At 56.9% G+C, this 19,763-nt stretch carries 16 protein-coding genes; 7 read left to right on the top strand and 9 right to left on the bottom strand.

The features are described 5' to 3' along the window. Positions 1 to 13: 13 nt before the first annotated feature. Positions 14 to 346: a thiosulfate sulfurtransferase GlpE gene (glpE, locus tag ACZ6J2_RS17215; RefSeq protein ID WP_471726297.1), complete on the bottom strand. Its 333-nt coding sequence runs from the start codon at positions 344 to 346 to the stop codon at positions 14 to 16. Between the two features lie 188 nt (positions 347 to 534). On the opposite strand from glpE, the gene glpD reads away from it, so the two are divergent. Continuing rightward, a complete protein-coding gene (glpD, locus tag ACZ6J2_RS17210; RefSeq protein WP_471726296.1) occupies positions 535 to 2,043 on the top strand; it encodes a glycerol-3-phosphate dehydrogenase in 1,509 nt (502 codons plus the stop codon). A 95-nt stretch (positions 2,044 to 2,138) separates the two neighbouring features. Here glpD and glgP read toward each other — a convergent pair whose 3' ends face one another. The 6 genes from glgP to asd all read right to left on the bottom strand — a co-directional run bounded on the left by glgP (position 2,139) and on the right by asd (position 12,860). After that, complete coding sequence (glgP, locus tag ACZ6J2_RS17205; protein ID WP_045355952.1) at positions 2,139 to 4,586, bottom strand: glycogen phosphorylase; 2,448 nt, start codon at positions 4,584 to 4,586, stop codon at positions 2,139 to 2,141. An 18-nt stretch (positions 4,587 to 4,604) separates the two neighbouring features. Then, positions 4,605 to 6,038, bottom strand: coding sequence for a glycogen synthase GlgA (glgA, locus tag ACZ6J2_RS17200; RefSeq protein WP_023309509.1), 1,434 nt, complete (start codon positions 6,036 to 6,038; stop codon positions 4,605 to 4,607). Further along, the gene (gene glgC / locus ACZ6J2_RS17195) at positions 6,038 to 7,333 is read right to left on the bottom strand and encodes a glucose-1-phosphate adenylyltransferase (RefSeq protein WP_471726295.1); all 1,296 of its coding nucleotides are present in this window, start codon (positions 7,331 to 7,333) and stop codon (positions 6,038 to 6,040) included. The genes glgA and glgC overlap by 1 nt, the downstream gene beginning before the upstream one ends. A 17-nt stretch (positions 7,334 to 7,350) precedes the next feature. After that, positions 7,351 to 9,324 (bottom strand): glycogen debranching protein GlgX, encoded by a 1,974-nt coding sequence (gene glgX, locus ACZ6J2_RS17190; protein WP_047059850.1) that lies wholly within the window; start codon positions 9,322 to 9,324, stop codon positions 7,351 to 7,353. Continuing rightward, positions 9,321 to 11,507, bottom strand: coding sequence for a 1,4-alpha-glucan branching enzyme (gene glgB / locus ACZ6J2_RS17185; RefSeq protein ID WP_471726294.1), 2,187 nt, complete (start codon positions 11,505 to 11,507; stop codon positions 9,321 to 9,323). Before glgB ends, glgX begins: the two co-directional genes overlap by 4 nt. 249 nt (positions 11,508 to 11,756) lie before the next feature. Continuing rightward, positions 11,757 to 12,860 carry an aspartate-semialdehyde dehydrogenase gene (asd, locus tag ACZ6J2_RS17180; protein ID WP_033146834.1) on the bottom strand — a complete coding sequence of 368 codons (1,104 nt, stop codon included), beginning with the start codon at positions 12,858 to 12,860 and terminating at the stop codon, positions 11,757 to 11,759. Between the two features lie 179 nt (positions 12,861 to 13,039). On the opposite strand from asd, the gene yhgN reads away from it, so the two are divergent. Next, a complete protein-coding gene (gene yhgN / locus ACZ6J2_RS17175) occupies positions 13,040 to 13,633 on the top strand; it encodes an NAAT family transporter YhgN (RefSeq protein WP_003861574.1) in 594 nt (197 codons plus the stop codon). A 104-nt stretch (positions 13,634 to 13,737) separates the two neighbouring features. On the opposite strand, the gene tusA is transcribed toward yhgN, so the two are convergent. Further along, on the bottom strand, positions 13,738 to 13,980 hold the full coding sequence (tusA, locus tag ACZ6J2_RS17170; protein ID WP_008503071.1) for a sulfurtransferase TusA: 243 nt from the start codon (positions 13,978 to 13,980) through the stop codon (positions 13,738 to 13,740). Between the two features lie 167 nt (positions 13,981 to 14,147). Between tusA and ACZ6J2_RS17165 the strand changes: the two genes are divergently transcribed. After that, a complete protein-coding gene (locus ACZ6J2_RS17165) occupies positions 14,148 to 14,813 on the top strand; it encodes a 7-cyano-7-deazaguanine/7-aminomethyl-7-deazaguanine transporter (protein ID WP_023309514.1) in 666 nt (221 codons plus the stop codon). 72 nt (positions 14,814 to 14,885) lie between these two features. Further along, positions 14,886 to 15,443: a DcrB family lipoprotein gene (locus ACZ6J2_RS17160; RefSeq protein ID WP_023309515.1), complete on the top strand. Its 558-nt coding sequence runs from the start codon at positions 14,886 to 14,888 to the stop codon at positions 15,441 to 15,443. A 4-nt stretch (positions 15,444 to 15,447) separates the two neighbouring features. Here the strand turns inward: ACZ6J2_RS17160 and ACZ6J2_RS17155 are convergent, their stop codons facing one another. Next, complete coding sequence (locus tag ACZ6J2_RS17155) at positions 15,448 to 16,665, bottom strand: MFS transporter (RefSeq protein ID WP_471726293.1); 1,218 nt, start codon at positions 16,663 to 16,665, stop codon at positions 15,448 to 15,450. Positions 16,666 to 16,810: 145 nt separating this feature from the next. On the opposite strand from ACZ6J2_RS17155, the gene ACZ6J2_RS17150 reads away from it, so the two are divergent. The 3 genes from ACZ6J2_RS17150 to ACZ6J2_RS17140 all read left to right on the top strand — a co-directional run bounded on the left by ACZ6J2_RS17150 (position 16,811) and on the right by ACZ6J2_RS17140 (position 19,721). Next, entirely contained in the window at positions 16,811 to 17,860 is a 1,050-nt protein-coding gene (locus ACZ6J2_RS17150; protein ID WP_023309517.1) for an AI-2E family transporter, read from the top strand. Positions 17,861 to 18,197: 337 nt separating this feature from the next. After that, entirely contained in the window at positions 18,198 to 18,587 is a 390-nt protein-coding gene (locus ACZ6J2_RS17145; RefSeq protein ID WP_471726292.1) for a lipoprotein, read from the top strand. Between the two features lie 69 nt (positions 18,588 to 18,656). After that, the gene (locus ACZ6J2_RS17140) at positions 18,657 to 19,721 is read left to right on the top strand and encodes a methyltransferase (protein WP_471726291.1); all 1,065 of its coding nucleotides are present in this window, start codon (positions 18,657 to 18,659) and stop codon (positions 19,719 to 19,721) included. The last annotated feature ends 42 nt before the right edge of the window (positions 19,722 to 19,763 follow it).

Here is a 19,763-nt window from a genome sequence, read left to right as displayed (position 1 = left end):
CAGTATAGCGGGATCAGCGCTTAAAAGCGTATTCCACTTCTGCCGGGAAATGACGATGCCAGGCATCGAAGCCGCCGTCGACGCTGTACACCGCGTCGTAGCCCTGCTGAAGCAGATACTGCGCCGCGCCTTTGCTGCTGTTGCCGTGGTAGCACATGACCATCACCGGCGTCTCGAAGTCGTTATCGCGCATAAACGCGCCCAGCGTGTCGTTAGTGAGATGAAACGCGCCCGGCGTGTGGCCCATCGCAAAACTCTGCGGATCGCGGATGTCCACCAGCACCGCTTTTCCCTGGTGCATCTTCTGGTGGGCTTCTTCTACGTTAATACATTCAAACTGATCCATGGTCTTCTCTTTACAGTGGTCAACGACACAATTTTACCCCGTAGTGTACGTCCTGGCGGCGGGTAAACGCCATTATGTTATCCATATCACTCTAAATTGTTTTTTTGATGTTACCAAAAGCGCGTTCCTTTGCTATTATGAGCGATATCGAACATTTCTGAGCTTTAACGAAAGTGCATGAGGGTGTTATGGAAACCAAAGATCTGATTGTGATAGGCGGTGGCATCAACGGTGCCGGTATTGCGGTCGATGCCGCAGGACGCGGTTTATCCGTACTGATGCTGGAAGCTAACGATCTCGCCTGCGCGACGTCGTCCGCCAGCTCCAAACTGATTCACGGTGGCCTGCGCTACCTGGAACACTACGAATTCCGCCTGGTCAGTGAAGCACTGGCCGAACGTGAAGTGCTGCTGAAAATGGCCCCGCATCTGGCGATTCCGATGCGCTTCCGCCTGCCCCATCGCCCGCATCTGCGTCCGGCGTGGATGATTCGAATCGGTCTTTTTATGTACGATCATCTGGGTAAACGCACCAGCCTTCCGGGTTCGACAGGTTTGCGTTTTGGCTCAGAATCGGTCCTTAAGCCTGAAATCGTGCGCGGTTTCGAATATTCCGACTGCTGGGTGGACGATGCGCGTCTGGTGCTGGCGAACGCCCAGATGGTCGAGAAGAAGGGTGGCGAGGTGAAAACCCGTACCCGCGCGACCTCTGCCCGTCGTGAAAACGGCCTGTGGATTGTGGAAGCGGAAGACATCGATACCGGCGAGAAATTCAGCTGGAAAGCGCGCGGCCTGGTGAACGCTACCGGCCCGTGGGTGAAGCAGTTCTTCGACGACGGCATGCATTTGCCTTCGCCGTACGGCATTCGCCTGATCAAGGGCAGCCACATTGTGGTACCGCGCGTGCATACCCAGAAGCAAGCCTACATTCTGCAGAACGAAGACAAGCGCATCGTGTTTGTGATCCCGTGGATGGACGAGTTCTCGATCATCGGTACCACCGACGTGGAGTACAAAGGCGATCCGAAGAACGTCGAGATCGACGAGAGCGAAGTGAACTACCTGCTCAAAGTGTATAACGCGCACTTTAAGAAACAGCTGTCACGCGATGACGTGGTCTGGACCTACTCCGGCGTGCGTCCGCTGTGCGATGACGAGTCTGACTCACCGCAGGCGATTACCCGCGACTATACGCTCGATATTCACGACGTTGACGGTCAGGCGCCGCTGCTTTCCGTGTTTGGCGGCAAGCTGACCACCTACCGCAAGCTGGCCGAGCACGCGCTGGAAAAACTGGCGCCGTACTACAAAGGCATTGGCCCGGCATGGACCAAAGGCGCGGTACTGCCCGGCGGTGATATCGGCGACAATCGCGATGATTACGCCGCGAAGCTGCGCCGTCGCTTCCCGTTCATCACCGAAGGGATGGCGCGCCACTATACCCGCACCTACGGCAGCAATACCGAGCTGTTCCTGGCCGACGCGAAGGACATTGCGGATCTGGGCGAGCATTTCGGCCACGAGCTTTATGAAGCCGAGCTGCGCTACCTGGTTGAGCACGAGTGGGTTCGTCGTCTGGATGATGCTATCTGGCGTCGTACCAAAGAAGGGATGTGGCTCAACGCCGAGCAGCAGTCTCGCGTGGCGCAGTGGTTACAGCAAAATGCGGGGAAGCGTGAGCTGTCACTGGCGTCGTAATACGATCGGTGCGGGCTGATGCCCTCACCCCGGCCCTCTCCCACAGGGAGAGGGAACAAACACTAAAAACGGCAACCGAGGTTGCCGTTTTGCTTTTATAACCTCACCGGATCAATATGCCAGATCGTCTCGGCATACTCCTTGATGGTCCTGTCAGACGAGAAATAGCCCATATTGGCGATGTTATACATCGCGGCGCTGGTCCACTTCTCCTGCTGACGGTACAGCTCGTCCACCTTATCCTGACAGTCCACGTAGCTGCGATAGTCCGCCAGCACCTGGTAGTGATCGCCAAAGTTAATCAGCGAGTCCACCAGATCGCGGTAGCGGCTCGGTTCATCCGGGCTAAACACGCCGGTCGCGATCTGCGTCAGCACCTGACGTAACTCTTCATCCTCTTCGTAATATTGACGCGGCGAGTAGCCTTTCCTGCGCAGCGCCTCCACCTCTTCCGTCGTATTACCGAAGATAAAGATATTTTCTTCGCCCACGTGCTCCAGCATCTCGACGTTCGCCCCGTCAAGCGTACCAATGGTCAGCGCGCCGTTGAGGGCAAACTTCATGTTACTGGTGCCGGATGCTTCCGTACCCGCCGTGGAAATCTGCTCAGAGAGATCCGCCGCCGGGATGATCATCTGCGCCAGGCTTACGCTGTAGTTCGGAATGAACACCACCTTCAGCTTGTCGCCAATGTCCGGATCCTGGTTGACCACCTTCGCCACATCGTTGATGAGATGAATAATGTGCTTCGCCATGTAGTAGGCGGAAGCCGCCTTACCGGCGAAGATCTTCACGCGCGGCACCCATTCGGCCGTTGGATCGGCCTTGATGCGGTTGTAATGGGTGATCACGTGCAGCACGTTCATCAGCTGACGCTTGTATTCGTGGATGCGTTTGATCTGAACGTCGAACAGCGCTTTCGGGTTTGCCACCACGTTGAGGTGCATCGCCAGCCAGACCGCCAGACGCTTTTTGTTCAGCAGCTTGGCTTCGCGCACGGCTTTGTTCACCGTCGGGAAATCAATATGCTGTTCCAGCTCGCTCAGCTGGCTCAAGTCGGTACGCCAGGTACGGCCGATATTCTCGTCCAGCACCTCAGAGAGCGGCTGGTTGGCCAGCGCCAGCCAGCGGCGCGGCGTGACGCCGTTGGTCACGTTGCAGAACCGCGTCGGGAAGATTTTCGCGAAGTCCGCAAAAAGCGACTGCACCATCAGGTTCGAGTGGAGCTCGGACACGCCGTTGACCTTGTGGCTGATGACGACCGCCAGCCAGGCCATGCGCACGCGGCGCCCGTTCGATTCATCAATGATGGATGCGCGGCTCAGCAGCCCGGTATCGTTCGGGTATTGCTCCTGCAGGGTCTTGAGGAAGTAGTCGTTAATCTCAAAGATAATCTGCAGATGGCGCGGCAGGATTTTGCCGAGCATGTCTACCGGCCACGTTTCCAGCGCTTCGCTCATCAGCGTGTGGTTGGTATAGGAGAACACCTGACAGGTCACTTCAAACGCGTCATCCCAGCTGAACTTATGCTCGTCAATCAGCAGGCGCATCAGCTCCGGAATGGAGAGCACCGGGTGGGTGTCGTTAAGGTGGATCGCGGTTTTCTCCGCCAGGTTGGCGTAGGTTTTGTGCAGCTGATGGTGGCGGCTGAGGATGTCCTGAATGGTCGCCGAAACGAGGAAATACTCCTGACGCAGGCGCAGCTCGCGGCCGGAGTAGGTCGAGTCATCCGGGTACAGCACGCGGGACACGTTCTCGGAGTGGTTTTTGTCTTCCACCGCCGCAAAGTAGTCCCCCTGGTTGAATTTACCGAGGTTAATTTCGCTACTGGCCTGGGCGCTCCACAGGCGCAGCGTGTTGGTGGCATCGGTGTCATAGCCGGGGATAATCTGGTCGTAGGCCACGGCCAGGATCTCTTCCGTTTCTACCCAGCGGGATTTTTTGCCTTCCTGCTGAATACGCCCGCCAAAGCGCACCTTGTAGCGCGTATTGTGGCGCTTAAACTCCCACGGGTTGCCGTACTCCAGCCAGTAGTCCGGCGACTCTTTCTGGCGCCCGTCGACGATGTTCTGTTTGAACATACCGTAGTCGTAGCGAATACCGTAGCCGCGGCCCGGCAGCGCCAGCGTTGCCAGCGAGTCGAGGAAGCAGGCGGCGAGACGCCCCAGGCCGCCGTTGCCGAGGCCCGGGTCGTTCTCTTCGTCGATCAGTTCTTCTAAATCTAACCCCATCTCTTCCAGGGCGGTTTTGACGTCGTCATAAATACCGAGCGACAACAGCGCGTTGGAAAGCGTGCGGCCAATCAAAAATTCCATCGACAGGTAGTAAACCTGACGCGTTTCCTGCGAGAGCTGGGCGCGGTTTGAGCGCAGCCAGCGTTCAACTAAGCGGTCACGCACCGCAAACAGGGTGGCGTTCAGCCACTCGTGCTTGTTGGCGATAACCGGATCTTTCCCGATGGTGAACATCAGCTTGTAGGCGATGGAGTGCTTTAACGCCTCAACGCTGAGCGTGGGTGAAGAGTAGCTAAATGGAGCGTTCATATCAGTAACTTCGCCTCGTTACATCAAGCGTTGATAGAGATCGCGGTATGACTGCGCCGCGACATGCCAGCTAAAGTCCATGGACATCGCCTGACGCTGAACGTAACGCCAGAGCGATGGACGGGACCACAAGACGAAAGCACGCCGAATCGCCCGAAGCAGCGACCAGGCATTACTGTCCTCAAAGACAAACCCGCTGGCGATACCGTCCGCCAGGTTTTCCAGAGAGCTATCGGATACGGTATCCGCCAGTCCGCCCGTGCGGCGCACCAGCGGCAGCGTGCCGTATTTCAGGCCATAAAGCTGCGTCAGGCCGCAGGGTTCGAAACGGCTCGGCACCAGGATGACGTCCGCGCCGCCCATGATGCGGTGCGAGAACGCTTCGTGATAGCCAATCTGCACGCCCACCTGCCCCGGATGTTCCGCCGCGGCGGCAAGGAAACCTTCCTGCAGCACCGGGTCGCCCGCGCCGAGCAGCGCCAGCTGTCCGCCCTGCTCCAGTAAACCGGGCAGCGCCTCCAGCACCAGATCCAGCCCTTTCTGGCTGGTCAGGCGGCTGACTACCGCGAACAGCGGCACTTTGTCGTTAACCTTCAGGCCCATTGCAATCTGCAGCTGGCGTTTGTTTTCCGCTTTGTCTTCCACGGAATCACGGCCATAGCGCGCCGCCAGCAGGAGATCGGTTTCCGGGCTCCAGATCTGTTCATCCACGCCGTTCAGAATGCCCGACAGGCGGCCTTCGCGGTGGCGCTGTTGCAGCAACCCTTCCATGCCGTAGCCAAACTCCGGCTGGGTGATCTCACGCGCGTAGGTTGGGCTCACGGCGGTAATATGATCGGCGTAATACAGCCCGGCTTTCAGGAACGAGATCTGCCCGTTAAATTCCAGCCCGTGCATGTTATAGAACGATAATGGCAGATCGATTTCACTCATGTGATGGGCATAGTACATCCCCTGATACGCCAGGTTGTGCACGGTAAAGACCGATTTGGCCGGATGGCCGCGCGCCGCGAGATACGCCGGGGCAAGCCCGGCGTGCCAGTCGTGCGCGTGCACCACATCCGGGCGCCAGAACGGATCCAGCCCCGTCGCCATTTCTGCCCCGACCCAGCCGAGCAGCGCAAAGCGCAGCACGTTATCGGTGTAGGCGAACAGGTTCGTATCGTGATACGGGCTGCCCGGTCGATCGTATAAGTGCGGCGCGTCGATCAGGTAAATCCCTACGCCATTGTAATGTCCAAACAGCAGGGTGATGCGTCCGGCGAAGGTCTCACGGCGGGTCACCACTTTTGCATCGGGAATACCGCGCCGGATATCCGGAAAGGCGGGCAGCAGGACTCGGGTATCTACGCCTCCGGCGATTTGCGCTGCCGGTAATGCACCCAGAACATCTGCCAGACCGCCCGTTTTTAACAACGGGAACATCTCAGAACATACATGTAAAACCTGCATCATCGCTCCTGTTTGATCTGCAGCTTCCGCAACATTTCCCGTGTGACTAACACGATCCCCTCTTCCGAACGATAGAAACGACGCGCGTCTTCTTCCGCGTTTTCACCAATCACCATCCCTTCGGGAATGACGCAGGCACGATCGATAACGCAGCGACGCAGACGGCACGAGCGCCCTACCCAGACATCAGGCAGTAAGACTGCCGAATCGATATTACAGAATGAATTTATCCGCACGCGGGGGAACAGCACCGACTGCACCACCACCGAGCCTGAAATAATGCACCCGCCGGACACCAGCGAGTTCAGCGTCATGCCGTGGCTGCCGGAGCGGTCCTGCACGAATTTGGCCGGCGGCAGCGATTCCATATGGGTACGAATCGGCCAGTTCTGGTCGTACATATCCAGCTCAGGCGTGACCGACGCCAGGTCGAGGTTCGCTTTCCAGTAGGCTTCCAGGGTTCCCACATCGCGCCAGTAAGGTTCCGCATTGGGGTCGGACTGCACGCAGGACAGCGGGAAAGGATGTGCATACGCCATGCCAGCTTTAGTGATTTTCGGAATGATGTCTTTACCGAAGTCGTGGCTGGAGTTTTCGTCTTTGTCATCGTCTTCCAGCAGCTCATAAAGATAATCTGCATCAAAGACATAAATCCCCATGCTGGCGAGCGATTTGGTGTCATCGCCGGGCATGGTTGGCGGGTTCGCCGGCTTTTCAACAAAGTCGATAATTTTGTCGTCGGCATCCACGTGCATCACGCCAAACGCCGTCGCTTCAGCAACGGGCACAGGCAGACACGCTACGGTGCAGCGCGCCCCTTTTTCGACGTGGTCGATGAGCATGTGGGAGTAATCTTGCTTGTAGATATGGTCCCCGGCGAGGATCACGATGTATTCCGCGTTATAGCGGCGAATGATGTCGAGGTTCTGCGTCACTGCATCCGCCGTTCCGCGGTACCAGTTCTCGCCGTGGACGCGTTGCTGAGCGGGAAGGAGATCGACAAACTCGTTCATCTCTTCGCTGAAGAATGACCAGCCGCGCTGGATATGCTGAACCAGCGTGTGCGACTGATACTGCGTAATGACGCCGATACGGCGAATGCCCGAGTTGAGACAGTTGGAGAGCGCAAAGTCGATGATACGGAACTTACCACCAAAGTGAACGGCCGGTTTCGCGCGCTTGATGGTCAAATCTTTCAGACGGGAACCACGTCCACCCGCAAGTATCAGGGCAACCGTTTTTAATGGTAGCTGGCGCGCCAACATTAAGGGATCGTTCTTCTCTAATCTAACCATGACTAACTCCTTTTTTATCATCTTTGGAATACGCACACTCCGTGCGCAGGCCCGTGCCAGACAGCCATTACTACCGGATTATCCGCTCCGGCAAAGGGGGGAACAGCTCGCCATTCCCCTTCAGGTAAAACAATCTCTGCGACGTCATCCGTCGCGTTCAGCGTGACCAGCCATTTATCCGACAGCAGGATTTGCAGGCGTGGTACGCCGTGTTGCCACTCTTGCGCGCTTAACGGTTGCGCGTCTTGATTCAACCAGCGAACGTTGCCGTCACCCTCTTCCCACCAGCGGTCAGCGGTCAGCGCGGGGATCTGCTGGCGAAGATGGATTAGCGCAGCGGTAAAATGAATCAGCCCGCTGTTGGCTTCACCCCAGTCGAGCCAGGTTAACGTGTTGTCCTGGCAATACGCATTGTTGTTACCGTGCTGGCTGTGGCCGTGTTCATCGCCTGCCAGCAGCATCGGCGTGCCCTGCGACAATAAAAGCGTTGTCAGCAAAGCGTGAACGCTGGCGCGTCGCCGCTCGATGACGTCCAGGCTTCCGCCTAACCCTTCTATACCATGATTAAAGCTATGGTTATTGTTAGTACCATCGCGATTCTCTTCGCCGTTTGCCTCATTGTGTTTCTGATTGAAACAAACGCAGTCCCTGAGCGTAAAACCGTCGTGTGCCGTCAACAGATTGACGGTGGCCGACGGGCGTTTGCCGTCGCGCTTAAAGAGATCGCTTGAAGCGGCAAAGCGTCCGGCGAACTCCCCCAGCGACAGATTCCGTTCCAGCCAGAAGCGGCGCGCGGCATCGCGGTAGTGATCGTTCCACTCGGCAAACAGCGGCGGGAAATTCCCGACCTGATAACCGCCTTCCCCGATGTCCCACGGCTCGGCAATGAGCTTCACCTGCGAGAGCACCGGACAGTTTTTTATCGCCTCAAACAGCGGCGCCTGCTGGCTGAACGCTGGCGTGCGCCCCATCACTGGCGCCAGATCGAAACGAAAACCGTCGACGTGGAACGTCTCCACCCAGTATTTCAGGCATTCATAAGCAAAATGCGTGACCGCCGGATGGCTGAGGTTGAGCGTGTTACCGCAGCCGGTCCAGTTCTCATAATCGCCATCCTGCCTGATCCAATAATAGCTACGGTTATCAATTCCGCGCATGGAGAGCGTCGGACCGTCGAGATCGCTTTCGGCACTGTGGTTCAGCACGACGTCCAGAATGACCTCAATGCCCGCCGTATGAAGCGCCTTCACCGCATCGCGAAACTCGTCACGCGCCTTTTCCGGATGGGCGGCATAGCGTGGCTCAAGCGCGAACATCGCCAGCGGGTTATAGCCCCAGTAGTTGCTTAGCCCCAGCCGCTGCAGGCGCGGCTCGCTGGCAAAGTGGGCGACGGGCAACAGTTCCAGCGCGGTGATGCCGAGGTGTTTCAGGTAGGCGATCATGGTTGGATGCCCGAGCGCCTTATAGGTGCCGCGCATCTCTTTGGGGATCGACGGGTGCAGGTACGTCAGCCCTTTGACGTGGGCTTCATAAATGACGGTATTGCCCCACGGCGTCTGCGGCGGGGCATCGTCTTCCCAGTCATAAAGATCGTTCACCACCACGCTTTTTGGCGCGACGGGCGCGCTGTCGCGGTGGTCGGGCTCGCCGTAGCCCACGTGGAAGAGCGGGTCGTCTTTAAATTCGCCGTCCACGCGGTGCGCGCACGGGTCAATCAACAGCTTCGCCGGGTTAAACCAGTGGCCCTGCGCCGGATCCCACGGACCATGCACGCGAAAGCCATAGTGCATGCCTGGCCGTCCTCCGGCCAGGTAGCCGTGCCAGGTATCCCCCGTGCGCGCGGGTAAATCGTAACGGTGCTCGTTACCTTCCCCATCAAACACGCACAGTTCTACCCGCTCAGCGTGAGCAGAAAAGAGGGTGAAATTGACACCCTTTCCGTCAAAACGCGCGCCGAGCGGTTCGGGTTTACCTGCCGTAAGCTGCGTCATTCGCCCTCCCGCATCAGCCAGATGGTGCCAAGCGGCGGCAGCGTCAGGCTCAGGGAGTTGGGTCGCCCGTGGCTTTCGATGGCATCGCTCTGTACCAGCCCGCCGTTACCGGCGTTGCTGCCGTGGTAGTGCATGGAGTCGGTATTCAGGATCTCGCGCCATTTGCCCGGCTGGTTAATGCCGAAGCGGTAGTGTTCGCGCGGCACCGGCGTGAAGTTGCTGGCGACGACGATCTCGTTACCCGCTTTGTCACGACGCACAAAGACAAACACCGAGCGCTCGTGGTCGTCCACCACCAGCCACTCAAAGCCGTACGGATCGAAGTCGAGCTCGTGCAGCGCTTTGTGGTGGCGGTAGGTCAGGTTCAGGTCGCGCACCAAACGCTGCACCCCGTGGTGCCAGTTGTCGCCGCCTTCCAGCAGGTGCCAGTCGAGGCTGGCGTCGTGGTTCCACTCGCGTCCCTGGGCGAACTCATTGCCCATAAACAGCAGTTTCTTGCCCGGGAAGGCAAACATCCAGCCGTAGTAGGCGCGCAGGTTGGCAAACTTCTGCCACGCGTCGCCCGGCATGCGGTCGAGAATAGATTTTTTGCCGTGCACCACTTCATCGTGCGACAGCGGCAGCATGAAGTTTTCGGTGTAGTTGTAGAGCATCCCGAACGTCAGCTTATCGTGATGATACTTACGGTGAACCGGATCCAGCTTCATGTAGTCGAGCGTGTCGTGCATCCAGCCCAGGTTCCACTTATACCAGAACCCCAGGCCGCCTGATGACGGCGGACGGGAGACGCCCGCAAAGTCGGTCGACTCTTCCGCCATGGTCACGGCACCGTCCACCTGTTCGCCGATAATGCGGTTGGTATTGCGCAGGAATTCAATCGCTTCCAGGTTTTCACGGCCGCCAAACTCGTTCGGGATCCACTCGCCCTCTTTGCGGCTGTAGTCGCGGTAGATCATCGACGCCACCGCATCGACGCGCAGGGCATCAATGCCAAACCGCTCGATCCAGTACAGGGCATTCCCGACCAGATAGTTTGCGACTTCATGGCGACCGTAGTTGTAGATGAGCGTATTCCAGTCCTGGTGATAGCCTTCGCGCGGGTCGCTGTGCTCGTACAGCTTCGTGCCGTCAAACTCTGCCAGCGCAAAGTCATCCGACGGGAAATGGCCCGGCACCCAGTCGAGGATGACGTTCAGCCCGGCGGCGTGCGCGGCATCAATGAAATAGCGGAAGTCATCGCGCGTTCCGAAGCGGCGCGTTGGCGCATACAGCCCGGTGGGCTGATAGCCCCAGCTGCCGTCGAACGGATGCTCGTTGACCGGCAACAGCTCAAGGTGGGTAAAGCCCATCCATTTGGCATACGGCACCAGCTGGTCGGCAAGCTCACGGTAGCTCAGCCAGAAGTTGTTATCGGTGTGGCGACGCCAGGAGCCAAGGTGTACCTCATAGACGGAGATGGGCGCGTCAAAGCGGTTGGCCTGTTTGCGCTCCTCCGTCTGGACGACCTTCTCCGGCAGGCCGCAAATCAGCGACGCGGTATCCGGGCGCATCTGCGCTTCGAAGGCATACGGGTCAGCTTTAATGCGCAGCTTGCCGTTGGCGTCGATCATCTCGAATTTATAAAGCTGCCCGGGGTGCGCCCCGGGGATAAACAGCTCCCAGATGCCGGTTTCCCGGCGCAGGCGCATCGGATGGCGGCGGCCGTCCCAGTAGTTGAACTGGCCGACAACGGAGACGCGCTGGGCGTTAGGCGCCCACACGGAGAACCGCGTGCCGGTAATGCCGTCCATGGTATCGGCATGGGCACCCAGCGTTTCATAAGGGCGAAGATGCGTTCCTTCGGAGAGCAGCCAGGCGTCCATCTCTTTAAGCAGAGGGCCAAAGCTGTAAGGATCGTCAATCAGGTTTTGCTGACCGTGCCAGAGAACGGCGAGCTGATAGCGAAAAGGGTTTTTACGGCGGGGCATCACGCCCGAGAAAAAGCCACGGGAATCGAGGCATTCAAGATTACCGACCTTGCGGCCGGTTTTGGGTTCAATCACCCAGACTTCTGTGGCATCCGGTAACAGTGCCCGAACTTCAAGGCCATCCTCAGTATGATGCATCCCAAGCACAGAAAAGGGGTCAGCAAAATGACCCGCAATAAGCGCATTAATCACGTCTCTATCCACACGATCGGACATGGTATTCATCCTGTTTTTTATGTCGTCCTTTTTAAGCGCTCCGGGACGACTTTTAATGTGACCTGAACGGGACAGCACAAAAATGTGCATCCATTCTGCTCCGTTCGAACCTCAGGTAAGAAATGACTCTTCCTTAAAGCATAGCCAACGCTCTAGATGACTCCTGATAAAAAATAAGACATACGCGTGTTACTCCATGTAGTACGCAAAAAAAGGGGGTGAAAATCACCCCCGGTAGTTAACAAATTATTACGCCAGCTGGCGCAGCATGCGGCGCAGCGGCTCGGCGGCGCCCCACAGGAGCTGGTCGCCGACGGTGAACGCGGAGAGATACTCCGGCCCCATGTTCAGCTTGCGCAGACGGCCAACCGGCGTGGTCAGCGTGCCGGTAACGGCAGCCGGAGTCAGCTCGCGCATGGTGATATCGCGATCGTTTGGCACCACTTTCGCCCACGGGTTGTGCGCGGCCAGCAGCTCTTCCACGGTCGGAATAGACACATCTTTTTTCAGTTTAATGGTGAAGGCCTGGCTGTGGCAGCGCAGCGCGCCGATACGCACGCACAGACCGTCAACCGGAATGGTGTTCGCGGTCGCGAGGATTTTGTTGGTCTCAGCCTGGCCCTTCCACTCTTCGCGGGTCTGGCCGTTATCCAGCTGTTTGTCGATCCATGGGATCAGACCACCGGCCAGCGGTACGCCGAAGTTGTCCACCGGCAGCTCGCCGCTGCGGGTCAGCTGAGTGACCTTACGTTCGATATCAAGGATCGCGGACGCCGGGTTTGCGAGCTCGGTCGCGACGCTCTGGTGCAGCTGGCCCATCTGGGTCAGCAGCTCGCGCATGTGACGCGCACCGCCGCCGGACGCCGCCTGGTAGGTCGCCACTGAGACCCACTCCACCAGATCCTGCGCGAACAGGCCGCCGAGGGACATCAGCATCAGGCTGACGGTGCAGTTACCGCCGACAAAGGTTTTCACGCCGTTGTTCAGGCCGTCTGTGATGACGCCCTGGTTCACCGGGTCGAGAATGATGATGGCATCGTCTTTCATGCGCAGCGAAGAGGCCGCGTCAATCCAGTAGCCCTGCCAGCCGCTTTCACGCAGCTTTGGATAGATTTCGTTGGTATAATCGCCGCCCTGGCACGTCACAATAATGTCGAGTGCCTTCAGCGCTTCCAGATCGTAAGCATCCTGCAACGTGCCTGTGGTACCACCAAAGGACGGAGCAGCCTGGCCGAGCTGGGAAGTGGAGAAGAAGACCGGGCGGATAGCGTCGAAATCGCGCTCTTCAACCATGCGTTGCATGAGTACAGAGCCGACCATACCGCGCCAGCCGATAAAACCAACGTTTTTCATAGCATTTTTTTCCTGCTGAGGGTGTGTGCTGATTGTGCAAGCCAGTATTGAACTGGGATATGCTTCACATTACAAAATGCTGCCAAAGTCGCAAGCGAAATTAATCGATGATTGCCCGGCAATCAGAAAAAGCGCTAATCATCGGAATAACACTACTAAGTATCAGGGATAATTTAAAGATGAGTGAAATCATTTCCGCGGCGGTTTTATTGATCCTGATTATGGATCCACTGGGAAACCTGCCTATCTTCATGTCGGTGCTGAAGCACACCGAGCCGAAGCGCCGCCGGGCGATCATGATCCGCGAGCTGCTCATCGCCCTGCTGGTGATGTTTATCTTCCTGTTTGCCGGTGAAAAAATTCTCGCATTCCTCAACCTGCGCGCCGAAACCGTTTCGATTTCCGGCGGGATTATTCTGTTCCTGATTGCCATTAAGATGATTTTCCCGAGCGCGGAAGGCAGCAGCAGCGGCCTGCCCGCGGGTGAAGAGCCGTTTATCGTGCCGCTGGCGATTCCACTCGTCGCCGGGCCGACCATTCTGGCCACGCTGATGCTGCTGTCGCATCAGTATCCGAACCAGATGAGCCATCTGGTGATTGCCCTGCTGATCGCCTGGGGTGGGACGTTTATCATCCTGCTGCAGTCGTCGCTGTTCCTGCGCCTGCTGGGTGAGAAAGGGGTGAACGCGCTGGAGCGCCTGATGGGGCTGATTCTGGTGATGATGGCAACGCAGATGTTCCTGGACGGGATCCGCGCGTGGATGAAAGGCTAGGTAAACGCAAAACGGCAATCAAAGATTGCCGTTTTTAGTGTTTGCACCCTCTCCCCGTGGGAGAGGGGCGGGGTGAGGGCATCAGGCCGCAGAGGACTACCCATCTACCCCTTACGAATCAAATACCGGTACGGCAGTGCTTCGGTCTGCTGTGCCACAAGCTCATGTTCCATAAAGGTACAAAAGCCGGGAATATCGCGGGTCGTGGCCGGGTCGTCGGCAATAATCAGCAGCGTTTCACCGGTCTGCATGTTGCGCACGGTTTTGCGTACCATCATTACCGGCTCCGGGCAGCGAAGGCCCTGGGCATCAAGAGTGTGGTCTGGGCTGGAAAACAGGTCGGTCATGTTCTTCTCGGTCTGGTAAAAACGGCTGTAGTTTACGCCCGGTTGCGATCAATGCAAACCAGGTTAACGATTGCGTAAAAACTAACCATTGCAATGTCCTGACAAAGCAGTATCATGCTGCGGTTTTTATTGGGTTCCCTCACCCCAACGTATAAAAAGGTCACAATATGACGTCGTTTTCTGAATCACAGCGCGTAAAAGCGTTGTTCTGGCTTTCGCTTTTCCATTTGCTGGTGATCACCTCCAGCAACTATCTGGTGCAGCTCCCAATCTCCATCTTTGGTTTTCATACCACCTGGGGCGCGTTCAGCTTCCCGTTTATTTTCCTCGCGACGGATTTGACCGTGCGTATCTTTGGCGCACCGCTGGCTCGCCGTATTATTTTTTCGGTCATGCTCCCGGCTCTGTTCATCTCGTACGTGGTTTCGTCACTGTTTTATATGGGAAGCTGGCAGGGCTTTGAGGCGTTAACCCACTTCAACCTGTTTGTTGCCCGTATCGCCGCGGCAAGCTTTATGGCCTACGCGCTGGGGCAGATCCTCGACGTGCATGTATTCAACCGCCTGCGTCAGAATCATCGCTGGTGGATGGCGCCAACCGCCTCCACGCTGTTCGGTAACGTGAGCGATACGCTGGCCTTCTTCTTCATAGCCTTCTGGCGCAGCCCGGATGCGTTCATGGCGGAACACTGGATGGAAATCGCGCTGGTGGACTACTGCTTCAAGGTCCTTATCAGCATTGTGTTCTTCCTGCCGATGTACGGCGTGCTGCTCAATATGCTGCTGAAAAGGCTGGCAGATAAATCTGAAATCACGGCATTGCAGGCTGGTTAAGGGTTCGCTTTATCAGTTGTGATAAGATGAACGAATGAGCCGTTATGGCCGTTTATCGAAAGGAAGAAGTCAATGCGCAATCTGGTTAAATATGTCGGGATTGGCCTGCTGGTTGTGGGTCTTGCAGCCTGTGATAACAGCGACACGAAAACGCCTGCTCAGGGCGCATCCGCAGAGAGCAACGCGACCGGCCAGCCGGTGAATCTGATGGATGGCAAACTCAGCTTCTCTCTGCCAGCCGATATGACCGATCAGAGCGGCAAGCTGGGCACCCAGGCGAATAACATGCACGTTTACTCCGACGCAACCGGGCAGAAAGCGGTCATTGTGATTGTGGGCGACGACACCAGCGAAGACCTGGCCGTCCTGTCCAAACGTCTGGAAGACCAGCAGCGCGGCCGCGATCCGCAGCTGCAGGTCGTGACCAATAAATCCATCGAGCTGAAAGGCCACACGCTGCAACAGCTCGACAGCATCATCTCCGCAAAAGGCCAGACCGCCTACTCTTCTGTGGTGCTGGGCAAGGTTGATAACAAACTGCTGACCCTGCAGATCACCCTGCCAGCCGAAGATCAGCAGAAAGCGCAGACGGCTGCTGAAAACATCATTAACACCATCGTGATCCAGTAACGCTTCACGACGATGACGTGGCCTCCGGTGCCTGCACCGGGGGCCATTTTTTTAGCCGCCACGTCAGCAGGAGCGCAATCACCACCAGGCCCGCCGCCGCAAGATAGATCACCGGAACCCCTGCCCAGGCCATCACCAGCCCCGCCAGCGGGCCGGTAATGCCTAAAGACATATCCATAAACACCGTATAGGTCGCCAGCGCCGCCCCCTGATTCTGCTGCGGCACGGCTTTTACCGCCACCACGCCCAGCGCCGGGAAGACCAGGGAAAAGCCAGCCCCCGCGAGGAACACGCCCACTTTCGCGACCCAGGGCACCATCGCAATTCCGGTCAGCAGCAGCCCGACTATCTCTATCGCAAAGCAGATCATCGCCACATTCAGCCCGCCAAGGCGGTTGATGCCGTTAGGGAAAAGCAGGCGGGCGCCAACAAACGCACAGCTAAACAGGGTTAACGCAAAGGCTGCGCCGTCCCAGCCTTTGGCGTCGTAGAACAGGGTAATGAAGGTCGCAATCACGCCGAAGCCGGTAGTCGCCAGCGCCAGCGCCATGCCGTACGGCCAGACGCGCCCCAGCACCGCCCGAAACGGCAGCGGCTTGCCTTTGCTGGCCTTCACTTTCGGGCGCGGCAGCGCAAAGAGGATTGCCAGCAGCGCGACCGCCATAATGGTGATGGAAAGCCCATGCAGCCCGCCCAGCGCATAGCAGGCCACGCCGAGCGGCGCACCGAGCGCCATCGCACCGTAGGTGACAATCCCGTTCCAGGAGATCACCCGGCCAATGTGCGGCGCGCCTACCACCCCCACGCCCCACAGCGTCGAGCCGGTTCCCGCCAGACTTTGCCCGATGCCAAGAATAACGCGGCCCAGGCAGAGCAGCGCCAGGCTGACCAGCGGCCAGTGGCCGGTGGTGGCAGCCAGCAGGTAGCTCAGGCCACTGAGGAAACAGCCGCACAGCCCCACCACCACGATGCTTTTTGGACCGAACGTATCCGCGTAGCGCCCGGCATGCGGACGGCTGAGGAGCGTGGCGAAATATTGCAGGCTTATCACCAGCCCCGCCCAGAAGGCGCTGAAGCCCATCACGTCATGGACATAGCCCGGCAGGACCGCCAGCGGCAAGCCGATGGTCAGATAGCTGGCAAAGTTGAAAATCACAACGGAAACGATGCGCAGATTGAGGCGCAGTCCGCTCAGTGCCGGTTCAGCGGCAGGTTCGGGCATGGGGTTCTACCTGGATTTTTTACAACAGTGTTTCACTATTACCACGGCGCAATAAGAAAATCAGCCCCGACTTTCAGATTAACGGTGCCAGACGAAGCGAAGCCCGGGCACTACACTTATCGGGTCATCATATTAAGGAACACGCATGATCGCTAACCCGTCCGACAAAGCAGGACTCCACATCTTATTAAAACTCGCCTGTCTGGTGGTTATCCTTGCGGGTATCCATGCTGCCGCTGACATTATTGTTCAGCTCCTGCTGGCGCTCTTTTTTGCCATCGTGCTTAATCCTCTGGTCACCTGGTTTTTACGCCGGGGCGTCAGCCGTCCGGTAGCCATCACCATCGTGGTTATTGTCATGCTGATTGGCCTGACGGCGCTCTTCGGCGTGCTGGCGGCATCGCTGAGCGAATTCTCCACCATGCTGCCGCAGTACAACAAAGAGCTGACGCGTAAAATTGTCGCGCTGCAGGAGATGGTGCCCTTCCTTAATCTGCATATCTCACCCGAACGGATGCTGCGCAGGATGGACTCCGAGAAGGTCATGACCTACGCCACCACCCTGATGACGGGGCTTTCCGGCGCGATGGCCAGCATTCTGCTGCTGGTCATGACCGTTGTGTTTATGCTGTTCGAAGTCCGCCACGTCCCCTATAAGCTGCGCTTTGCGCTGAACAATCCGCAAATTCACATTGCCGGGTTACACCGGGCCCTGAAGGGCGTCTCCAAATATCTGGCGCTGAAAACGCTCCTGAGCGTATGGACCGGGGTGATTGTCTGGCTGGGGCTGATGCTGATGGACGTGCAGTTCGCGCTGATGTGGGGCGTGCTGGCCTTTCTACTGAACTACGTACCCAATATTGGCGCGGTGCTTTCCGCCGTGCCGCCCATGATTCAGGCGTTTCTGTTTAACGGCTTCTACGAATGCATGCTGGTCGGCGCGCTGTTCCTCGTCGTGCATATGGTGCTGGGCAATATTCTTGAGCCGCGCATGATGGGACACCGGCTGGGCATGTCAACGCTGGTGGTATTTTTATCCTTACTGATTTGGGGATGGCTGCTGGGCCCGGTCGGTATGCTGCTGTCGGTCCCCCTGACCAGCGTATGTAAAATCTGGATGGAAACCACCAAAGGCGGCAGCAAGCTGGCGATCCTGCTCGGCCCGGGGAGGCCGAAAAGCCGATTACCCGGCTAACCGACCTACCTGTACAGGTAGGTTTAAACCGTCAGTAATACACCGTAAATTACCGCGTCCCTAATCCGTCGCGGTATTTTTATTTGCGTTAAGGCGATACTCATTCTGTTTTTAATTACGCCGCGCGCATTACGTTCAAACGCAGCTCATGATTTAACGCAAATTATAAAAAATGAAATTCTTATTTATTTTCCATGTTATTATGCCCGTCTTCGCGTCAACGTAATGTAAACATTAATATTGATTAAAAAACACACCCGGCGATAACAAAAAGCCGGATGAATATTATTTGTAAAAAACACTACCTTTAATTGTTATTATTGATATGGAGTTGTTGATGAAAAAGATCGTTACATGGTGTGCTGCTGCCGTATTCGTTGGCGCACTGGCAGGCTGTGCGCGTACCGCCCCAATTGCTCAGGTTCACTCTATTGTAAGCGCGGGCCATACTGCCGATCAGGTAAAAACGGCAATTTTGAAAGCAGGCCAAAAACGCGACTGGATCATGACGGAAACCGGCCCGGGAATGATTAAGGGGCGTCTGCAGTCACGCGATCACTCGGTCCAGGTGAGTATTCCGTACACGGCCACAAGCTATTCAATCAACTATGAAAACAGCCTTAACCTGAAAGCGGCAGACGGTAAAATTCACAAAAATTATAACCGCTGGGTAAATAACCTCGACCACGATATTCAGCTGAACCTCTCCGCTGGCGCCGCGCTGTAATATTTTTCTAAAGTCGGGCCGCGTATGGCCCGATAACCTCTCTTTATTAGCCTCAAAGGTTACGCAGGAATGTACGAAAAGGACACACTCAGCGCACTGGATGCCATTACCGAAGCGCAACGCATCGCCTTTGCCCCGATGTTATTCCAGACTGCGCTTTGTCTGCGTAACTCAGGCGTTCTCGCCTGGCTCGATAAACAAGGAAAAGAGGGGGCAAGCCTCGAGGAAATAACCGAACACAGCACGCTCGGCAGCTATGGCGTCAGCGTACTGCTGGATATGGGATTAAGCGGTCGAATCGTTACCCAACAGAATGGACGTTATTTCCTGGCGAAAGTGGGCCATTTTTTACTGCACGACGAAATGACCCGCGTAAATATGAATTTCACCCAGGACGTTTGTTATCAGGGGCTATTTCACCTGGCGGACGCCCTGCAGGAGGAAAAACCTGCCGGATTAGCCGTGTTTGGCAACTGGCCAACCATCTACCCGGCGTTATCCCAATTACCAGCTCCGGCGAAAGAGAGCTGGTTTGCCTTCGATCATTACTATTCTGACGCCGCTTTTGACGCTGCTTTGCCATATATATTCGCAAGCTCGCCGACAAAATTGTACGATGTGGGCGGAAATACGGGTAAATGGTCGTTACGCTGCTGCCGCTATGACGAAAAGGTTACCGTGACGATCCTCGATCTGCCGCAGCAGATAGCGCTGGCGCAGGAAAACATCGCAAAAGCAGGTTTTTCTCATCGTATTGCATTCCATGCTGTCGATATGCTTAGCCCAGCAACATTGCCGGGTGACGCCGACGTCTGGTGGATGAGCCAGTTCCTGGATTGTTTCTCTCCGGATCAGATTGTCGCCATGCTGACGCGCGTCGCGCAGGCCATGAAGCCAGGCGCACGTTTGTGCATCATGGAGCTTTTCTGGGATGCCCAGAAATTTGAAGCGGCCTCTTTCAGCCTGAATGCCACCTCGCTCTATTTCACCTGTATGGCGAATGGCAATAGCCGATTTTACAGCGTAGAGAAGTTCTATCGCTACCTGGAGAGCGCAGGTTTCAGCGTTGAACAGCGGCTGGACAACCTTGGGGTCGGTCATACCCTGCTGATATGCACCAAACGTGAACAATAGAGCAGCTTAGCTGCCGGGTGGCCCAGTCTGCCCTTTGAATAC

This window comes from Enterobacter sp. E14S (genome assembly GCF_055666685.1).
This window is presented reverse-complemented; position numbering and strand designations above follow the sequence as displayed.

Coding starts and splice junctions, on each gene's coding strand:
- glgA (WP_023309509.1), bottom strand. CDS start 6,038: ATGCAGGTTTTACATGTATGTTCTGAGATGTTCCCGTTGTTAAAAACG.
- glgX (WP_047059850.1), bottom strand. CDS start 9,324: ATGACGCAGCTTACGGCAGGTAAACCCGAACCGCTCGGCGCGCGTTTT.
- ACZ6J2_RS17155 (WP_471726293.1), bottom strand. CDS start 16,665: ATGCCCGAACCTGCCGCTGAACCGGCACTGAGCGGACTGCGCCTCAAT.
- ACZ6J2_RS17140 (WP_471726291.1), top strand. CDS start 18,657: ATGTACGAAAAGGACACACTCAGCGCACTGGATGCCATTACCGAAGCG.
- glpD (WP_471726296.1), top strand. CDS start 535: ATGGAAACCAAAGATCTGATTGTGATAGGCGGTGGCATCAACGGTGCC.
- glpE (WP_471726297.1), bottom strand. CDS start 346: ATGGATCAGTTTGAATGTATTAACGTAGAAGAAGCCCACCAGAAGATG.
- ACZ6J2_RS17150 (WP_023309517.1), top strand. CDS start 16,811: ATGATCGCTAACCCGTCCGACAAAGCAGGACTCCACATCTTATTAAAA.
- glgC (WP_471726295.1), bottom strand. CDS start 7,333: ATGGTTAGATTAGAGAAGAACGATCCCTTAATGTTGGCGCGCCAGCTA.
- ACZ6J2_RS17145 (WP_471726292.1), top strand. CDS start 18,198: ATGAAAAAGATCGTTACATGGTGTGCTGCTGCCGTATTCGTTGGCGCA.
- glgP (WP_045355952.1), bottom strand. CDS start 4,586: ATGAACGCTCCATTTAGCTACTCTTCACCCACGCTCAGCGTTGAGGCG.
- ACZ6J2_RS17165 (WP_023309514.1), top strand. CDS start 14,148: ATGACGTCGTTTTCTGAATCACAGCGCGTAAAAGCGTTGTTCTGGCTT.
- ACZ6J2_RS17160 (WP_023309515.1), top strand. CDS start 14,886: ATGCGCAATCTGGTTAAATATGTCGGGATTGGCCTGCTGGTTGTGGGT.
- tusA (WP_008503071.1), bottom strand. CDS start 13,980: ATGACCGACCTGTTTTCCAGCCCAGACCACACTCTTGATGCCCAGGGC.
- yhgN (WP_003861574.1), top strand. CDS start 13,040: ATGAGTGAAATCATTTCCGCGGCGGTTTTATTGATCCTGATTATGGAT.
- glgB (WP_471726294.1), bottom strand. CDS start 11,507: ATGTCCGATCGTGTGGATAGAGACGTGATTAATGCGCTTATTGCGGGT.
- asd (WP_033146834.1), bottom strand. CDS start 12,860: ATGAAAAACGTTGGTTTTATCGGCTGGCGCGGTATGGTCGGCTCTGTA.